At 70.8% G+C, this 14,238-nt stretch carries 17 protein-coding genes and 1 tRNA gene; 3 read left to right on the plus strand and 15 right to left on the minus strand.

The window, feature by feature from the left end; translation table 11 throughout:
• Positions 1-13: 13 nt before the first annotated feature.
• The 5 genes from AB4Y78_RS05700 to AB4Y78_RS05720 all read right to left on the minus strand — a co-directional run bounded on the left by AB4Y78_RS05700 (position 14) and on the right by AB4Y78_RS05720 (position 3,967).
• A complete protein-coding gene (locus tag AB4Y78_RS05700; RefSeq protein WP_040881264.1) occupies positions 14-586 on the minus strand; it encodes a hypothetical protein in 573 nt (190 codons plus the stop codon).
• Complete coding sequence (locus tag AB4Y78_RS05705) at positions 583-1,770, minus strand: glycosyltransferase family 4 protein (protein WP_441713234.1); 1,188 nt, start codon at positions 1,768-1,770, stop codon at positions 583-585. Before AB4Y78_RS05705 ends, AB4Y78_RS05700 begins: the two co-directional genes overlap by 4 nt.
• Positions 1,767-2,702, minus strand: coding sequence for a phosphatidylinositol mannoside acyltransferase (locus AB4Y78_RS05710; RefSeq protein ID WP_441713235.1), 936 nt, complete (start codon positions 2,700-2,702; stop codon positions 1,767-1,769). Before AB4Y78_RS05710 ends, AB4Y78_RS05705 begins: the two co-directional genes overlap by 4 nt.
• Positions 2,699-3,337, minus strand: coding sequence for a phosphatidylinositol phosphate synthase (gene pgsA / locus AB4Y78_RS05715; protein ID WP_259921042.1), 639 nt, complete (start codon positions 3,335-3,337; stop codon positions 2,699-2,701). Before pgsA ends, AB4Y78_RS05710 begins: the two co-directional genes overlap by 4 nt.
• Before the next feature lie 75 nt (positions 3,338-3,412).
• The gene (locus AB4Y78_RS05720; RefSeq protein WP_441713236.1) at positions 3,413-3,967 is read right to left on the minus strand and encodes an HIT family protein; all 555 of its coding nucleotides are present in this window, start codon (positions 3,965-3,967) and stop codon (positions 3,413-3,415) included.
• A gap of 78 nt (positions 3,968-4,045) precedes the next feature.
• Between AB4Y78_RS05720 and AB4Y78_RS05725 the strand changes: the two genes are divergently transcribed.
• On the plus strand, positions 4,046-4,750 hold the full coding sequence (locus tag AB4Y78_RS05725; RefSeq protein WP_259921039.1) for a DUF6882 domain-containing protein: 705 nt from the start codon (positions 4,046-4,048) through the stop codon (positions 4,748-4,750).
• 2 nt (positions 4,751-4,752) lie between these two features.
• Here AB4Y78_RS05725 and AB4Y78_RS05730 read toward each other — a convergent pair whose 3' ends face one another.
• Positions 4,753-5,217, minus strand: coding sequence for a GNAT family N-acetyltransferase (locus AB4Y78_RS05730; protein ID WP_007927497.1), 465 nt, complete (start codon positions 5,215-5,217; stop codon positions 4,753-4,755).
• A 141-nt stretch (positions 5,218-5,358) separates the two neighbouring features.
• On the minus strand, positions 5,359-7,407 hold the full coding sequence (gene thrS / locus AB4Y78_RS05735) for a threonine--tRNA ligase (protein WP_441736930.1): 2,049 nt from the start codon (positions 7,405-7,407) through the stop codon (positions 5,359-5,361).
• 228 nt (positions 7,408-7,635) lie between these two features.
• Between thrS and AB4Y78_RS05740 the strand changes: the two genes are divergently transcribed.
• Positions 7,636-8,742, plus strand: a complete 1,107-nt coding sequence (locus AB4Y78_RS05740) for a sterol desaturase family protein (protein WP_441736933.1) — start codon at positions 7,636-7,638, stop codon at positions 8,740-8,742.
• Between the two features lie 50 nt (positions 8,743-8,792).
• Here AB4Y78_RS05740 and AB4Y78_RS05745 read toward each other — a convergent pair.
• Both AB4Y78_RS05745 and AB4Y78_RS05750 read right to left on the minus strand, forming a co-directional pair.
• Positions 8,793-8,878 (minus strand) — tRNA-Leu (locus AB4Y78_RS05745).
• A gap of 115 nt (positions 8,879-8,993) precedes the next feature.
• A complete protein-coding gene (locus tag AB4Y78_RS05750; protein WP_007927526.1) occupies positions 8,994-9,431 on the minus strand; it encodes a VOC family protein in 438 nt (145 codons plus the stop codon).
• A 55-nt stretch (positions 9,432-9,486) separates the two neighbouring features.
• Here AB4Y78_RS05750 and AB4Y78_RS05755 point away from each other — a divergent pair, with 55 nt between their 5' ends.
• A complete protein-coding gene (locus AB4Y78_RS05755; protein ID WP_441713239.1) occupies positions 9,487-10,032 on the plus strand; it encodes a YbhB/YbcL family Raf kinase inhibitor-like protein in 546 nt (181 codons plus the stop codon).
• 35 nt (positions 10,033-10,067) lie between these two features.
• On the opposite strand, the gene AB4Y78_RS05760 is transcribed toward AB4Y78_RS05755, so the two are convergent.
• From AB4Y78_RS05760 to AB4Y78_RS05785, 6 genes are read right to left on the minus strand one after another with little or no spacing between them, the layout of a single operon-like run.
• The gene (locus AB4Y78_RS05760) at positions 10,068-10,181 is read right to left on the minus strand and encodes a DivIVA domain-containing protein (protein WP_441713240.1); all 114 of its coding nucleotides are present in this window, start codon (positions 10,179-10,181) and stop codon (positions 10,068-10,070) included.
• Entirely contained in the window at positions 10,178-10,987 is an 810-nt protein-coding gene (locus AB4Y78_RS05765; RefSeq protein ID WP_441713241.1) for a TrmH family RNA methyltransferase, read from the minus strand. The genes AB4Y78_RS05760 and AB4Y78_RS05765 overlap by 4 nt, the downstream gene beginning before the upstream one ends.
• 9 nt (positions 10,988-10,996) lie before the next feature.
• On the minus strand, positions 10,997-11,722 hold the full coding sequence (locus AB4Y78_RS05770) for a TSUP family transporter (RefSeq protein WP_441713242.1): 726 nt from the start codon (positions 11,720-11,722) through the stop codon (positions 10,997-10,999).
• Complete coding sequence (locus AB4Y78_RS05775) at positions 11,719-12,492, minus strand: sulfite exporter TauE/SafE family protein (protein WP_441713243.1); 774 nt, start codon at positions 12,490-12,492, stop codon at positions 11,719-11,721. The genes AB4Y78_RS05770 and AB4Y78_RS05775 overlap by 4 nt, the downstream gene beginning before the upstream one ends.
• A 55-nt stretch (positions 12,493-12,547) precedes the next feature.
• Positions 12,548-13,735 (minus strand): SPFH domain-containing protein, encoded by a 1,188-nt coding sequence (locus AB4Y78_RS05780; RefSeq protein WP_007927536.1) that lies wholly within the window; start codon positions 13,733-13,735, stop codon positions 12,548-12,550.
• Positions 13,736-13,762: 27 nt separating this feature from the next.
• A complete protein-coding gene (locus AB4Y78_RS05785; protein ID WP_007927537.1) occupies positions 13,763-14,218 on the minus strand; it encodes an NfeD family protein in 456 nt (151 codons plus the stop codon).
• Positions 14,219-14,238: the final 20 nt, after the last annotated feature.

The raw sequence follows: 14,238 nt of genomic DNA on the forward strand, positions 1-14,238 counted from the left end.
CGGTGGCGCCAGATCAGGCCGAGGGCAGGGCGTCGTCGAACTCGACGGTCTGCGGGAGGTCGGCGTGGCCGGCCAGCCTGAAGACACGGACGACACGCTTGGCCCGGACTCGCTGGACCTCCTTGACCGCGTCGTTGTGGAAGCGGCGAGCCAGCTGCACGCGCAGTCCGGCCTCGCGCACCCGGTCCAGGGCAGCGGCGCCGGGACCGCCGGCCGAGGTCACCTCGAGCACCACCTCGGGCGGGAGCGCGGCGAGCAGGGCCTCCGTCAGCTCGCTCTCGACGCTCTCGCGCCCGGCGAAGTGCTGTCCCTCGAGCAGGTCCGACTCGAAGGTGTGCTCGTTGACCCGCTCGAGCGACTGGCTCGCTGCCGCGGCGATGAGGAATCCGCTCGCGGGATCGATCGCCCCCGAGTTGACCAGCTCGAGGCTCGCCTCGGCACGCCGGACGACGTGGGCGTCGAGGGCGGACAGGGCCCCTTCCACCTTGGCATGCAGACGGTCGAGGCGTGCCGCGCTGTACGAGAGGTACCACGCGAGCACGAGGACGAGGCAGATGGCGACGACGATCCAGCTCACCGCAGTCATCGCGGCCCCCCTCCCGCTCGGGCGTCGAGGCCCGGGCGGAGCCGGGGGACCTGACGCTGGTGGCCACCCGCGTCGACGACCGTGTCGTAGACGGCCACGATCTCGCGGGCGACGACCTGCCAGTCGAAGGCCTGCGCACGGGTGCGGCCACGCTCCGACAGCACCCGCAGCCGTGCCGGGTCGCGCAGCAGCTCCACCGCCCGAGCCGCGAGGTCCTCCGCGCTCTCGTTGGCGAAGAGCGCCCCTGCCATGCCCGACCGGCCGGCGTCGAGCACCCGTTGGAAGGCGGAGAGGTCGCTCGCCAGGATCGGGGCCCCGGCCGCCATCGCCTCCACGAGGACGATGCCGAAGCTCTCCCCGCCCGTGTGCGGCGCGATGTAGAGGTCGGCCGAGGCGAGAGCGCTCGCCTTGTCCTCGTCGGACAGCGCCCCGAGGAACTCCGTCGCAGCCAGGACCCGCTCGGGCAGCCGGGCCCGGGCGGGCTCGAGGCTGCCCGGCCCGACGACGAGGAGCCGGGCGCCCGGTATCGCGTCGAGGATCGCGGGCATCGCGGCAGCGAGCACGGGCAGGCCCTTGCGCGGCTCGTCGATGCGGCCGAGGAAGACCAGGGTGGGCCGCCCCGGAGCCCCGGACCAGCGCGGGTCGCGGGTCGCCCGGGCGAAGACTCCGGTGTCGACGCCGTTGGGGATCACGACCGCGTCGCCACCGATGTGGGTCGTCACGGTGCGTCGCGCATCCTCCGAGACGGCGATCCGCCCGTGGATCTTTTCCAACGACGGGCGCAGCAGCGGGTATGCCGCCTGCATGACGCGGGAGCGGACGTTGGAGGTGTGGAAGGTCGCGACCACCGGGCTCGACGCGGCCCACAGCGCCAGCACCGACAGGCTCGGCGCCAGGGGTTCGTGGATGTGCACGACGTCGAAGTCGCCCTCCTCGAGCCAACGGCTGACCTTGGCCGCGGCGACGGGCCCGAAGAGCAGTCGAGCCGTCGACCCGTTGTACCGGATCGGGACGGCACGCCCGGCGGGGACGACGTGGTCCGGCAGCTCGGTGCCTTCGTCGGCCGGTGCGAGCACCGAGGCGTGGTGCCCGTGGGCGACGAGGTAGTCAGCGAGGTCCCGGATGTGGAACTGGACCCCTCCGGGCACGTCGAAGGAGTACGGGCTGACGAGACCGACCCTCATGCCGCCCTCCGTCGCTCCGCGTCACGTGCGGGGTCGAGGTCCTCCACGAAGACCCGCTGCATCATGTGCCAGTCCTCGGTGTGCTCGGTGATGGCCCGACCGAAGGCATCGGCGCAGGCCTGGGTCGTGCGCGCCACGGCGTCAGCACACTCCGCCGACGGCACGTCGACGGCATCGTGGATCGTCACGACCATGCCCCAGGTGCGCCCGAGGCGCTCGTGCCGCAGGGTGACGGGGTAGAGCGGCAGGCCGGTCTCCACCGCCAGCGCTGCCGGCCCGGCGGCCATGCGCGCGCGGTGCCCGCACAGGTCGACCTCGACGCCGGTGGCCGACAGGTCGCGGTCGGCGAGGAGGGGCATGACGACCGGCTCCCCCGTCGCCAGCTGCTCGCGCAGCCGCGCGAAGGTCCCGTGCTCGGCCGGGTGGATGACCATGCCGAGGCTCTCGCGGTAGTCGAGGAAGGCGCGGAACATCTCCTCGGGCTCCAACCGCTCGGCCACCGTGACGACGGTCCCCAGGTGACGTGCGCACCAGACCCCGGCGAGGTCCCAGTTGCCCGTGTGACCGAGGAAGGCCAGGACGGGCCGGCCCGCACGCAGGTGCTCCTTGAGCTGCGGCATCGCCCCCTCGAAGCGGACCCGGGAGTCGACCTGCTCCCCCGTGACCGCCGGGAGGCGGAAGGCCTCGACGTAGTAGCGAAGGGCGGCGCGCACCCCCTTCGCCACGAGCGCCTCGAGCTCTGCGGCGGTCAGCTCAGGGCGCACTCGGGCGTAGTTGGCGCGCAGCCGCTGCACGGAGCCGGAGTTCGCCGCGTACGTGCGGTCGGCGGCAAGGTCGAAGAGGCGGTAGGCCAACCCCTCCGGCAGCAGCCGCAGCACCCGCCACGCGAGGAGGAAGGCCCACACGGTCGCCCGGTGCCGCAGGCGGCTCACGACGTCGCGGGCGTCGAGTCGGCAGCCTCCTCGGCCAGCACCTGCTGACGCACGAAGAGGACCCGCTGGAGGATCGTGATGACGCTCGCCACGGCGAGGACCGCGAGCACCACCTTGAGCACGACCTCGGGCAGCCCGAGGCCGACGAGCCCCGTGGTCACGAGCGCCGCGACGAGGCGGTCGGCCCGCTCGGCGATGCCGACGCTCGCCGTCATGCCCAGTCCCTCGGCGCGGGCTCGGGCGTAAGAGACGACGCTGCCGAGCACGAGGCAGGCCATGGCCAGCCATGCCATGACGCGGTCGTCGCCGCCCTGGAAGAACCAGATCGCCAGGCCGGAGAAGATCGCGGCGTCACCGATCCGGTCGAGGGTCGAGTCGAGGAAGGCCCCCCACTTGCTCGTGCGCCCCAGCAGGCGGGCCATGACGCCGTCGATCGTGTCGGAGAAGACGAAGGCGGTGATGACGAGCACCCCGACGAGCAGCTGTCCCCGCGGGAAGAAGACGAGCGCGCCGACGCAGACCCCGATGGTGCCGAGGATCGTCACCACGTCGGGGCTGACACCCCAGCGGTTGAGGAGTTTGGCCACCGGGGTGAGGATCCGGGTGACCGCGGCGCGCGCGTATCGATTGAGCATGGCGGGTCAAGCGTAACCGCGCACGGGCCGCTGCCCCGACCGCCGCGCTGGCGTCGGGCCACCCCGGCCGCTGGGCTACGCCTGCGGCCAGGCCGCCACGAGGGCCTGCCGGGCGTCCTCGAGGAGGATCGGCAGGGCCTTGGTCTGCGCGACGATGGGCAGGAAGTTCATGTCGCCACCCCATCGCGGGATGACGTGCTGGTGCAGGTGGGCGGCCACGCCGGCCCCGGCCACGGCGCCCTGGTTCATCCCGAGGTTGAAGCCGTGGGGGTTGGACGAGGCCTGCAGGGCACGGATCGCCGCCTTGGTGAGAGCGGTGAACTCGGCGGTCTCCTCGTCGGTGAGGTCGATGTAGAGCGAGACGTGCCGGTACGGGCAGACGAGCACGTGGCCGGCGTTGTACGGGAAGAGGTTCATGACGACGAAGCAGGTCTCGCCGCGGTGGACGACCAGCCCCTCGGCGTCCTCCTTGTCGGGGGCGACGCAGAAGGGGCACCCGTCCCCCGCCTCGTCGCTCGGCCGCTCCCCCGTCACGTAGGCCATCCGGTGGGGCGTCCAGAGACGGTCGAAGCCGTCGGGCACGCCCACGAGGGAGCGGTCGTCCTCGGTCGGGTGGTCGTGCTGCGTCATGCGCCGATCCTGTCACGCCGTGACGAAGGGGAGTCCTCCCCCTTCGTCACGGGGGTCGGGTCGCGGCAGGATGGCGACATGCATCCAGGACTGCAGAATGTCGCCAACCGAGCCGCCTACTACGCCACGCTCCGCCAGACGCTGCTCGCCGAGTCGCTCGAGGAGCAGGTCGGCGACCACCAGATCGCCGGGGACCTGCAGGAAGGGACGCTGCAGTTCGTCGGCGCCGAGCGCACCCTCACCGCCCGCTGCCACCTCATCGCCTCGGTCGCCCCGGGACCGAAGTCGATGCTCTGGGGCTGGGCACACCCCCAGGGCGGCGGTGAGGTGGCCGGCCGGGTCAAGGAGCTCGGCGAGCGCTTCGGCATCACCGACCTCACGTCGCCGGAGCTGCCCTTCGAGGCCGGCGACGACATCGCGGCGACGACGGCCCACCTGGGCCACCTCGCCGCCTGCGTGGGCGTCGAGGCGACGCGCATTTCCCCCTACTACACGGTGAACGCCGGCGGCGGTACCCGACTCGTCATGGTGCTCGAGGGCATCGACGTCCCGGAGCCGAGCCTCATGCAGGTGGCCTCGCGCGTCGAGCCGGTGCTCACCAGCGGGATCATCACCGACCACCGCTCGGCTGTCCTCGGTCTCGCGGAGCACCGCGAGGGCTTCTCGGTCGACGACCAGGGGCAGCAGATCGTCCTGTCGGACGAGACCGGCTCGATCACCTTCCGTCTCGACGACCAGCAGCGGATCACCAACGCGAGCATGAGCCTGCACGCACAGGGCTGACGTCAGGCCTTCGGCGGGACCCACTCGCGCAGCCGGTCGACCGGCCCGGTGAATCCCACCGCGTCGAAGAGCGGTCGCCCCGCGTCGCTCGAGTTCAGCCGCACCCAGCGGACCCGCTCGGCGGTGGCCGCCTCCTGCACCGCGTGCAGGAGGCGGCGGCCCACCCCTTCGCGGCGGCGGTCGGTCGAGACGAAGACCTGCTGCACGTACCACCACTCGGGTCGTCCGACGTGCCCGAGGGTGGGCAGCTTGCGCACCCGGTGGGCGAGGACGCACCCGACCGGTCGGCCGTCGTGCTCCTCGGCGATCCATCCTCGGTAGCCGTCGAAGTCCGCCAGGAGGGCGTCGGCGTAGTCGGTGAGGAAGCCGGGTCGGGTCGCCCGGCCCACCTCCCGGTCCTGCTGCAGGCGAAGGGCCGCGAGCGACAGGGCGTCGTCGCGCTCGATCGGCCGGATCCGGGTCGTCATGCCCGCAACCTAGCCAAGGACCGCCCCCACCGTCCGCATTTCCCTAGGGAATCACCACCAGACCCCACATTTCCCTAGGGAAATCACCACAGGCCTGCGCATTTCCTTAGGGAAATGCGCAGGCCTGTCAGGCGGAGCGGGTCAGATGGTGCCGGCAGGGGCGGCGCCGGGGCCGGGGTTGGTCAGGCTCGGCGCCGACGTCACCTGGTCCTTGGCGGCGATCGCCGCGAGGATCCGCTCGACGGCGGTCTCGATCGGCAGCCCGTTTTCCTGGGACCCGTCGCGGTAGCGGAAGGAGACCGCGTTGTTGCTGCGGTCCTCCTCACCGGCGATGAGCGTGAAGGGCACCTTGGCCTTGCTCGCATTGCGGATCTTCTTGGGGAAACGGTCGTCGCTGTCGTCGAGCTCGACGCGGATCCCCTTCGCCCGCATCTGCTGGAGCACGTCCCAGAGGTAGTCGTTGTACTCCTCGGCCACCGGGACACCGAGCACCTGCACCGGCGAGAGCCACACGGGGAAGGCGCCGGCGTAGTGCTCGACGAGGACCCCGATGAAGCGCTCGATCGAGCCGAACTTCGCCGAGTGGATCATCACCGGCTGCTGGCGGGAGCCGTCCGCAGCCTGGTACTCGAGGGCGAAGCGGTCCGCCGACGGCTGGTTGAAGTCGTACTGGATGGTGCTCATCTGCCAGGTGCGGCCGATGGCGTCACGGGCCTGCACCGACACCTTGGGGCCGTAGTAGGCGGCGCCGCCCGGGTCGGGCACGAGCTCGAGCCCGGTCTCGCGGCAGACGCTCTCCAGGACGGACGTCGCCTCGGCCCAGTCCTCGTCGCTGCCGATGAACTTCGAGCTCTTGTCGCCCCCTTCGTCCCGGGTGGACAGCTCGAGGTAGAAGTCGTCGAGACCGAAGTCGCGCAGCAGCCCGAGGATGAAGTCGAGCAGGTGGCGGATCTCGTCGGGCGCCTGCTCCTTGGTGACGTAGGAGTGGCTGTCGTCCTGGGCGAAGCCGCGCACACGGGTCAGGCCGTGGATGACGCCGGACTTCTCGTGGCGGTAGACGTGGCCGAACTCGAAGAGGCGCAGCGGCAGCTCGCGGTATGAGCGCTGCTTGCTCCGGTAGATGAGGTTGTGCATGGGGCAGTTCATCGCCTTGAGCCGGTAGTCCATGCCGTCGACGTCGAAGGGGGGATACATCCCTTCGCCGTAGTACGGCAGGTGGCCGGAGGTGTGGAAGAGCCCCTCTTTGGCGATGTGTGGGGTCCCGACGTACTCGAAGCCCTCCTCGATGTGCCGCTGACGGACGTAGTCCTCCATCTCCCGCTTGATGACGCCACCCTTGGGGTGGAAGACGGGCAGGCCGGAGCCGATCTCGTCGGGGAAGGAGTACAGGTCGAGCTCGCGACCGAGCTTGCGGTGGTCACGCTTCTCGGCCTCGGCGAGGCGGTCGAGATAGGCCTTGAGCTCGTCCTTGCTCGGCCAAGCGGTCCCGTAGACGCGCTGCAGCTGCGGATTCTTTTCACTGCCGCGCCAGTAGGCCGCGGCGCTGCGCATGATCTTGTAGGCATTGCCGATGACCTTGGTGGTCGGCACGTGCGGGCCGCGGCACAGGTCGCCCCAGGCGCGGGTGCCGTCGCGGCGGACGTTGTCGTAGATCGTCAGCTGGGCACCGCCGACCTCGACGGAGGCACCCTCGGCAGCGTCGTCGGAGGCACCGCCCTTGAGGCCGATGAGCTCGCACTTGTAGGGCTCGTGCTCGAGCTCGACGAGCGCGTCGTCGTCGCTGACCTCGCGGCGCACGAAGGTCTGACCCTCGTTGATGATCCGCTGCATCGCCTTGTCGAGGGCCTTGAGGTCCTCGGGCGTGAAGGGCTCGGCGACGTCGAAGTCGTAGTAGAAGCCGTCGCGGATCGGCGGACCGATGCCGAGCTTGGCGTCGGGGTTGATCTGCTGGACCGCCTGCGCGAGGACGTGGGCCGTGGAGTGGCGGAGGACGTCGAGGCCGTCCTGCTCCTGGGCGGTGACGGGCTCGACGACGTCACCCTGGGCGAGCTCGTGCGCGAGGTCGCGCAGCTCGCCGTTGACCCGGGCCACGAGGACTGCCCGGTCCCCGTCGAAGAGATCGGCCGCGGTCGTGCCCTGGTCCACCAATCGCTCGTCGCCGGCGACGTTGATGGTGATCTGGGCAGACACGTGGACTCCTGTGGGACGGGTTCAGGTGCCCGGGCGGGCACCCGTCGAACTCTATCCCCGCGAAGGGGGGACCCCCCAACGCATTCGCCCCACCGTGCCGCTGGCTGAGGAGTCCGCAGCGGGCGCCTCCCCGGGTTGGCTGAGGAGTCCGCCCAGCGGGCGTCTCGAAGCCCACGGTGAGTAGCAGACCCCATGTGCGCCCCCCTTCGTCCTCCCTACGGTCGGATCATGTTCGCCAAGGACCGCATCCTGCTCCCCCACACCGCCGTCTGGTGCGGGGTCCTGAGCCTGCTCGCCGTGCTGTGCTTCCACTTCCCCGAGGCGCTGACCAGCCAGGCGTTCCGGCCGGTCTACACGTCGGACTTCGCCCGCGGCCTGCTCCTCGTCGGGCTCGTCACAACCTTCGTCGCCGGGACCGTCGCGGTGCTCGCCGATCAGCGGCGCCGGCTCGCCCTCACCGGCCTAGCCTCGGCGACCGCCGCGGTGCTGCTCGGCGGGACCTCGGTGCCGCTGGACAAGGTCGAGGCGACGCCCTACTCGCTCGGGGTGGATTGGTTCATCCTCTCGCTCTTCTTCTCCGCGATCGTCTTCATCCCGCTCGAGCGCTACCTGGCCCACAGCCCTCACCCGGTGCTGCGGGGCGGTTGGCGCACCGACATCTGCTACTTCTTCCTCAGCCACGTGCTCGTGCAGTTCATCCTCATCCTCGTGACGGCCTCCACGACGACGGTGGCCGCCGCCATCGCGGTCGACCCGGTCAAGGCGCTCGTCGTCGGGATGCCGCTGTGGCTGCAGGTCCTGCTCGCGGTCTTCGTCGCCGACCTGGCCCAGGCCGTGCTGCACCGGGCCTACCACCGGGTGAAGACCCTCTGGCGCTTCCACGCAGTGCACCACTCGAGCCGCGACCTCGACTGGCTCGCCGGCTCGCGGGTCCACCTCGCGGAGACAGTCCTGACCCGCAGCATCGTCCTGCTGCCGCTCATGGTCCTCGGCTTCTCGACCGCTGCCGTCAACGCCTACGTCATCATCGTCGGGCTGCAGGCCGTCGTCGCCCACGCCAACATCGGGGTCCGCTTCGGCTGGCTCGAGTACCTCGTCGTCCTGCCCCGCTACCATCACTGGCACCACGCCCGCCACGTCGACTACTGGGACCGCAACTACGCGATCCACCTGCCGGTCGTCGACATGCTCATGGGCAGCTTCAAGCTCCCCCGCGACGGCAGCTGGCCCGAGGAGTACGGCGTGCTGCGTCTGGAGACGGTGCCGCGTGGGCTCGTCGCCCAGCACCTCATGCCTTTCCGCGGCGACCGTGAGTACGAGGAGCACGTGGCCTGAGTCGGCAACGACGAAGGCCCCCGGCGAACCGGGGGCCTTCATCCAATCTGTGTCCGAGGGGGGACTTGAACCCCCATGCCCTAATACGGGCACTAGCACCTCAAGCTAGCGCGTCTGCCAATTCCGCCACCCGGACGAGTGGTGCATCCGGTGGTGTGGGGGCCACCGGGGCAACGACGTGAAACTTTACACGCGGATGACGCGAGTGCGAAATCCGCCGTGTGGCGGGCGTCGCGGCCTCGCCGGTGGCCTCACTCCACGGTCGGCAGAGCGCCAGTGCTCGGCGTCTGCGAGGCCTCCTCGGGAGCGCCGACATAGAGGCAGAAGGGGTGTCCGGCGGGGTCGATGAGCACGCGGACCTCTTCCTGTGGCTGGTGCTCGGACAGGCGTCCGCCCAGGCGCAGCGCCGCCGCGACGGCGGCCTCTAGGTCGCTGACCTCGATGTCCAGGTGCATCTGCATCTGCTGGTCGCCCTCCAGCGCGGGCCAAGCCGGCGACCTGTGCTCGGTCTCGAGCTGGAAGCCGAGGTACACGTGCGCACGCTCGGGCGCGATCGTCGCCCAGTCCTCGTCGTCGCTGTGGATGCGCCAGCCGAGGACCTCGGCGTAGAAGCGGGCCAGTCCCCTCGGGTCGGGCGTGCCGAGCACGGTGCCGAGGTAGTCGTGGGGCGGTCGTCGTCCTGGGAGCATGATCTCCACCTAACGCGAAAGCGCACTGATAATCCAGCCCGCTAGTGTCGATGGCATGGACCTCACGCGACCGACCGCACCGTCCCCCTACGACCTCCTCCCCACCACGACGCCCTTCGAGGTGACCAGCGAGAGCTTCATCGACGGTGGCGCCCTCGCCGACGCCCAGGTCTTCGACGACTGGGGTTTCACCGGCGGCAACCTCAGCCCGCAGCTGCGTTGGTCGGGCGCCCCGGAGGGCACCAAGAGCTACGCGATCTCCTGCTTCGACCCTGACGCGCCGACCCCGGCCGGCTTCTGGCACTGGACCGTCGTCGGCCTCCCGGCCGACACCACCTCGCTGCCCGAGGGCGCGGGGGTCGAGGGCGGAGCACAGCTGCCCGAAGGTGCCTTCATGACCGCGACCGACTACGGGACCAAGGCCTTCGGCGGCGCGGCCCCGCCGCAGGGCGACATCGCCCACCGCTACGTCTTCGCCGTCCACGCGCTCGACACCGACGACCTGGGCATCGACGACTCCGTCTCGTGCACCGTGGCGGCCTTCAACTACCTCCAGCACACGATCGGGCGCGCCATCATCACCGGCATGTACCGCAGCTGACGCTGCAGCACCCCACGCTGCGCGGCGGGTCGGCCCTACTGATCGGGCAGGCCCGCCGCGAGTTCATCGAGGAAGTCGTCGACGTCAGACACGGCATAGCCCTCACGCCAGCGGGTCCGGGTGAAGGACGTTCGGGCGCCGGTGCTCATCGCACCCTCAGCTCCCAGGCTGCGACGGCTCCCGCCGCGGCGACGTTGAGGGAGTCCACTCCCCCGGCCATGGGGATGGTCACGGTCACGTCCACGTGCCCGAGCGTACGTCGCGCCAGGCCGTCGCCCTCGGTCCCGAGGACCAGCGCAAGACGCTCCGGCGGGTCGGCGGCGAGCTCGTCCAGGCCCACCGCGTCGTCGGCCAGGGCCAGCGCGGCCGCGGTCCAGCCTGCCTCCCTCAGGTCCGCGATCGCGGCCGGCCACGGGTCGATCCGGGTCCACGGCACCTGGAAGACCGTGCCCATGGAGACGCGGATCGCCCTGCGGTACAAGGGGTCGGCGCATCGTGGCGTGACGAGGACCGCGTCGGTCCCGAGCGCGGCGGCGGAACGGAAGATGGCTCCCACGTTGGTGTGGTCGACGACGTCCTCGATGATCAGCACCCGTCGTGCGCCGTCGAGCACCTCGGCGAGCGTCGGCAGCTGCGGACGGTGCATCGAGGCCAGCGCCCCGCGGTGGAGGTTGTAGCCCGTGATGCCCTCGATGACCTCGGCCGACCCGGTGTAGACGGGTACCCCGCTCGCCTCGGCGTCCGCGACGACGTCGGCGAGGTCGGTGAGCCACCGCTCCCCCATGAGCAGGGCCCGCGGCCGGTGGCCGGCAGCGAGCGCCCGCCGGATGACCTTTTCGCTCTCGGCGAGGTAGAGCCCACCGGCGGGCTCGAGCACCTTGCGCAGCTTGACGTCGGTCAGCCCGACGAAGTCGCGCAGGCGCTCGTCGGTCGGGTCGGTGATGAGGATCGGCACAGGCCGAGGCTAGAGCAGAGCGCGAGCGATGACCCCGATGCTCGCGATGACGCAGAAGACGAGCACCCCCCGCCGCACGGACTCCGGCCGGATCCGTCGTCGCACCGGCCCCGCCAGCAGGTGCCCCACGAGGACGAAGGGAGCCCACACCAGCCCCGCGAGCAGGTCCTCGCGGTCGACCTGCCCACCGATCGCCAGACCGGTCATCCCGATGACCGTACCGGCGAGGAAGAAGGCCGCGAGGGTGCCGCGCAGCAACTCGGGGCGCTCGTGGCGCAGCACGAGCGCGAAGAAGGGCCCACCGATCGAGGCCGCTGTCCCTGAGACGCCCGTGATCGCCCCGGCAAGGGCTGAGTTGCGCCGGTCCAGCCGGATGTCGACGGCCCACACCGACGCGGCGACCGTCACGAGGATGAGCACGCCGACGGTCAGGGCGATGGCATCGGCCGAGGCGACGGCGACGAGCGCCACTCCGAGCGGTGTCGCGAGGATGCGGGCGCCGAGCGCCCAGCGCAGGTGTCGCCACGCGATCTCCCGAGCGCCACCGAGCAGCTGGAGGAGTGGCAGGAAGAACACGCACGCGATGAGCGAGGCCGGCATGAGGTCGGGCCGGAGCATGACGACGAAGGGAGCCGCGACCACCGCGATCCCGAAGCCGATCGTCGACTGCACCATCGACCCGCACATGACGACGAGGCCGAGGGAGAGCAGGACCGGGTCGAGCCAGCCCGTCACGGGAAGAACACGAACTTCACGAGGCCCGCGAGGCCCACGACGACGATGACGGCGCGCAGGACATTGGCCGGCAGCCGTCGGCCGTACCTCGCGCCGAGCACACCACCGGTGATCGCGCCGACGGCGACGAGGAGGGCGATCCGCCAGTCGATGAGCTCGGGTGCGGTGACGATGAAGACAAGCGAACCGACCGCGTTGACGAAGAGGCCGAGGACGTTCTTCAGCCCGTTGAGCGCCTGCAGGGGCTCGGTCGACAGGGCGGACAGCAGGCCGATGAGGATGACGCCCTGAGCGGCACCGAAGTAGCCGCCGTACACGCCCGCGACGAGGACACCGGCCATGAGCGCCACCAGGTGGCTCGTCGGCATCCGGCCGCCGTCCTCGTGGCGGTCCTTGCTCCACGCCTGCAGCCGAGGGCCGAAGATCACGAGCAGAATGCCGATGCCGATGAGTACCGGGACGATCGCCTCGAAGGCCTCCGGCGGCAGCCACAGCAGGAGCAGCGCGCCGGTGATCGCCCCGAGCACCGACATCGGGACCAGCTGCAGGACCCGACGTCCCATCCCCTTCAGCTCCGGTAGGTACCCGATGGTCCCGCTCACCCCACCGGCGACGAGGCCGATCGAGTTGGAGACGTTGGCCGTGACGGCCGGGGTGCCGATGGCCAGGAGCACCGGGAATGTCACGAGCGTCCCCGAGCCCACGAGGGTGTTGATCGCCCCCGCCCACACCCCGGCGAGGACCACTGCACCCATCTCCACCCACGACACCCGGCCCACCCTAGTGACGGTGGACCGGGTGTCCGGTCATCGGGGTGCTCGCGGGTCAGGGCTGCTGAGGCGCCTCGCCGGACGCATCGCCGGCCGGCGGCTCGCCGGGCTCGTCAGCGGAAGGGGCCTCGGGCGACTGCCGCGGCGCCGACTGCTCGGGCAGGCGGACACCGGGTCCCATCGCCGGCTGCACCCGGGACGCGGGCGTCGCGTGCTCGGTGGCCTCGCGGCTGGCCTGACCGGCCTGCCCGCGCGCCTCGGCGAGGGCATCGCCCGGGTCCTCGAGCGAGGTCTGGTCGAAGACGTTGGCGTCCTCCGGGCCGGGGTCGACCCAGTCCTCGGCGTCCAGGCCCCCCTTCGGGCCGTCGCCGTCGCCACCACCGAGCGCCCCACCGATGCCGCGCAGGGCATCGGTGAGCTCGCTCGGGATGATCCACATCTTGTTGGAATCACCGGTGGCGAGCTGGGGCAGCACCTGCAGGTACTGGTAGGCGAGCAGCTTTTGCGTCGGCTTGCCACGGTGGATCGCGTCGAAGACCTGCTTGATGGCCCGCGACTGGCCCTGGGCCTCGAGGACCGCGGCCTGGGCCGAGCCCTCGGCCCGCAGGATCGCCGACTGCTTCTCACCCTCGGCCGTGAGGATCTGGGACTGCTTGACGCCCTCGGCGTTGAGGATCGCGGCGCGACGGTCGCGCTCGGCCTTCATCTGCTTTTCCATCGACTCCTGGATCGACATGGGCGGGTCGATCGCCTTGAGCTCGACCCGGTTGACCCGGATGCCCCAGCGCCCGGTGGCCTCGTCGAGCGCGCCGCGGAGCTGGCCGTTGATCTGGTCGCGGCTGGTCAGGGTCTGCTCGAGGTCGAGCGAGCCGATGACGTTGCGCAGCGTGGTGACCGTCAGCTGCTCGATGCCCTGGATGAAGTTGGCGATCTCGTAGACGGCTCGCTTGGAGTCGATGACCGTGTAGTAGATGACCGTGTCGATGTTGACGACGAGGTTGTCCGAGGTGATGACCGGCTGCGGCGGGAAGCTCACGACCTGCTCGCGCAGGTCGATGCTCGCGCGCACCTTGTCGACAAAGGGCACGAGGATGTGGATGCCACCCTCGAGGGTGCGCGAGTAGCGGCCCAGCCGCTCGATGATGAGCGAGGTCTGCTGCGGCACGATGCGCACCGTCTTGAAGAGGATGACGAGCGCGAAGATCAGCAGCGCCGCCACGAAGATCAGGATGGTGGGTCCCATGGGCGTTCCTTTCGACGGGCGGAGCCGTCAGTCTCGGCGGGTGACGATGGCGGTCGCACCGTCGATGGACACGACGCTGACCTCGGCGCCCGGCTCGCAGGCGGCCTCGCCGTCAGGGACGCGGGCGCTCCACGTCTCCCCGGCCAGGCGCACCCGACCGTCGGTCTCGGTGACCGTCTCGAGGACCCGCGCGGTCTGCCCGCTCAGGGCCCCCGACCCGATGTCGGCGGATGCCGCCGGATTGGTGAACTGTCGCTTGACGATGGGGCGCACGACCCCGATGAGGAGCAGCGCGACGGCCACCGCGAGCACGATCTGGACGACGACCGGCGCACCCAGTGCGGCCGCAGCGGCCCCGACGAGCGCTCCTCCGAAGAGCATGACGAAGACGAAGTCGACGGTCGCCGCCTCGATCGCGATGAGGACCAGCGCCAGGCCCAACCAGACCAGCCAGAGGTTGTCTCCCAACCACTCCACGGTCATTCCCCCTTCGTCTCGTGTCC

Source organism: Janibacter sp. RAF52, assembly GCF_052114035.1.
Taxonomy (GTDB): Bacteria; Actinomycetota; Actinomycetes; order Actinomycetales; family Dermatophilaceae; genus Janibacter; species Janibacter hoylei.

Bases quoted from the DNA above. Each gene is read 5' to 3' on its own strand.
- AB4Y78_RS05700 (WP_040881264.1), bottom strand. From the start codon at position 586: ATGACTGCGGTGAGCTGGATCGTCGTCGCCATCTGCCTCGTCCTCGTG.
- AB4Y78_RS05705 (WP_441713234.1), bottom strand. From the start codon at position 1,770: ATGAGGGTCGGTCTCGTCAGCCCGTACTCCTTCGACGTGCCCGGAGGG.
- pgsA (WP_259921042.1), bottom strand. From the start codon at position 3,337: ATGCTCAATCGATACGCGCGCGCCGCGGTCACCCGGATCCTCACCCCG.
- AB4Y78_RS05720 (WP_441713236.1), bottom strand. From the start codon at position 3,967: ATGACGCAGCACGACCACCCGACCGAGGACGACCGCTCCCTCGTGGGC.
- AB4Y78_RS05725 (WP_259921039.1), top strand. From the start codon at position 4,046: ATGCATCCAGGACTGCAGAATGTCGCCAACCGAGCCGCCTACTACGCC.
- AB4Y78_RS05730 (WP_007927497.1), bottom strand. From the start codon at position 5,217: ATGACGACCCGGATCCGGCCGATCGAGCGCGACGACGCCCTGTCGCTC.
- AB4Y78_RS05740 (WP_441736933.1), top strand. From the start codon at position 7,636: ATGTTCGCCAAGGACCGCATCCTGCTCCCCCACACCGCCGTCTGGTGC.
- AB4Y78_RS05750 (WP_007927526.1), bottom strand. From the start codon at position 9,431: ATGCTCCCAGGACGACGACCGCCCCACGACTACCTCGGCACCGTGCTC.
- AB4Y78_RS05755 (WP_441713239.1), top strand. From the start codon at position 9,487: ATGGACCTCACGCGACCGACCGCACCGTCCCCCTACGACCTCCTCCCC.
- AB4Y78_RS05760 (WP_441713240.1), bottom strand. From the start codon at position 10,181: ATGAGCACCGGCGCCCGAACGTCCTTCACCCGGACCCGCTGGCGTGAG.
- AB4Y78_RS05780 (WP_007927536.1), bottom strand. From the start codon at position 13,735: ATGGGACCCACCATCCTGATCTTCGTGGCGGCGCTGCTGATCTTCGCG.
- AB4Y78_RS05785 (WP_007927537.1), bottom strand. From the start codon at position 14,218: ATGACCGTGGAGTGGTTGGGAGACAACCTCTGGCTGGTCTGGTTGGGC.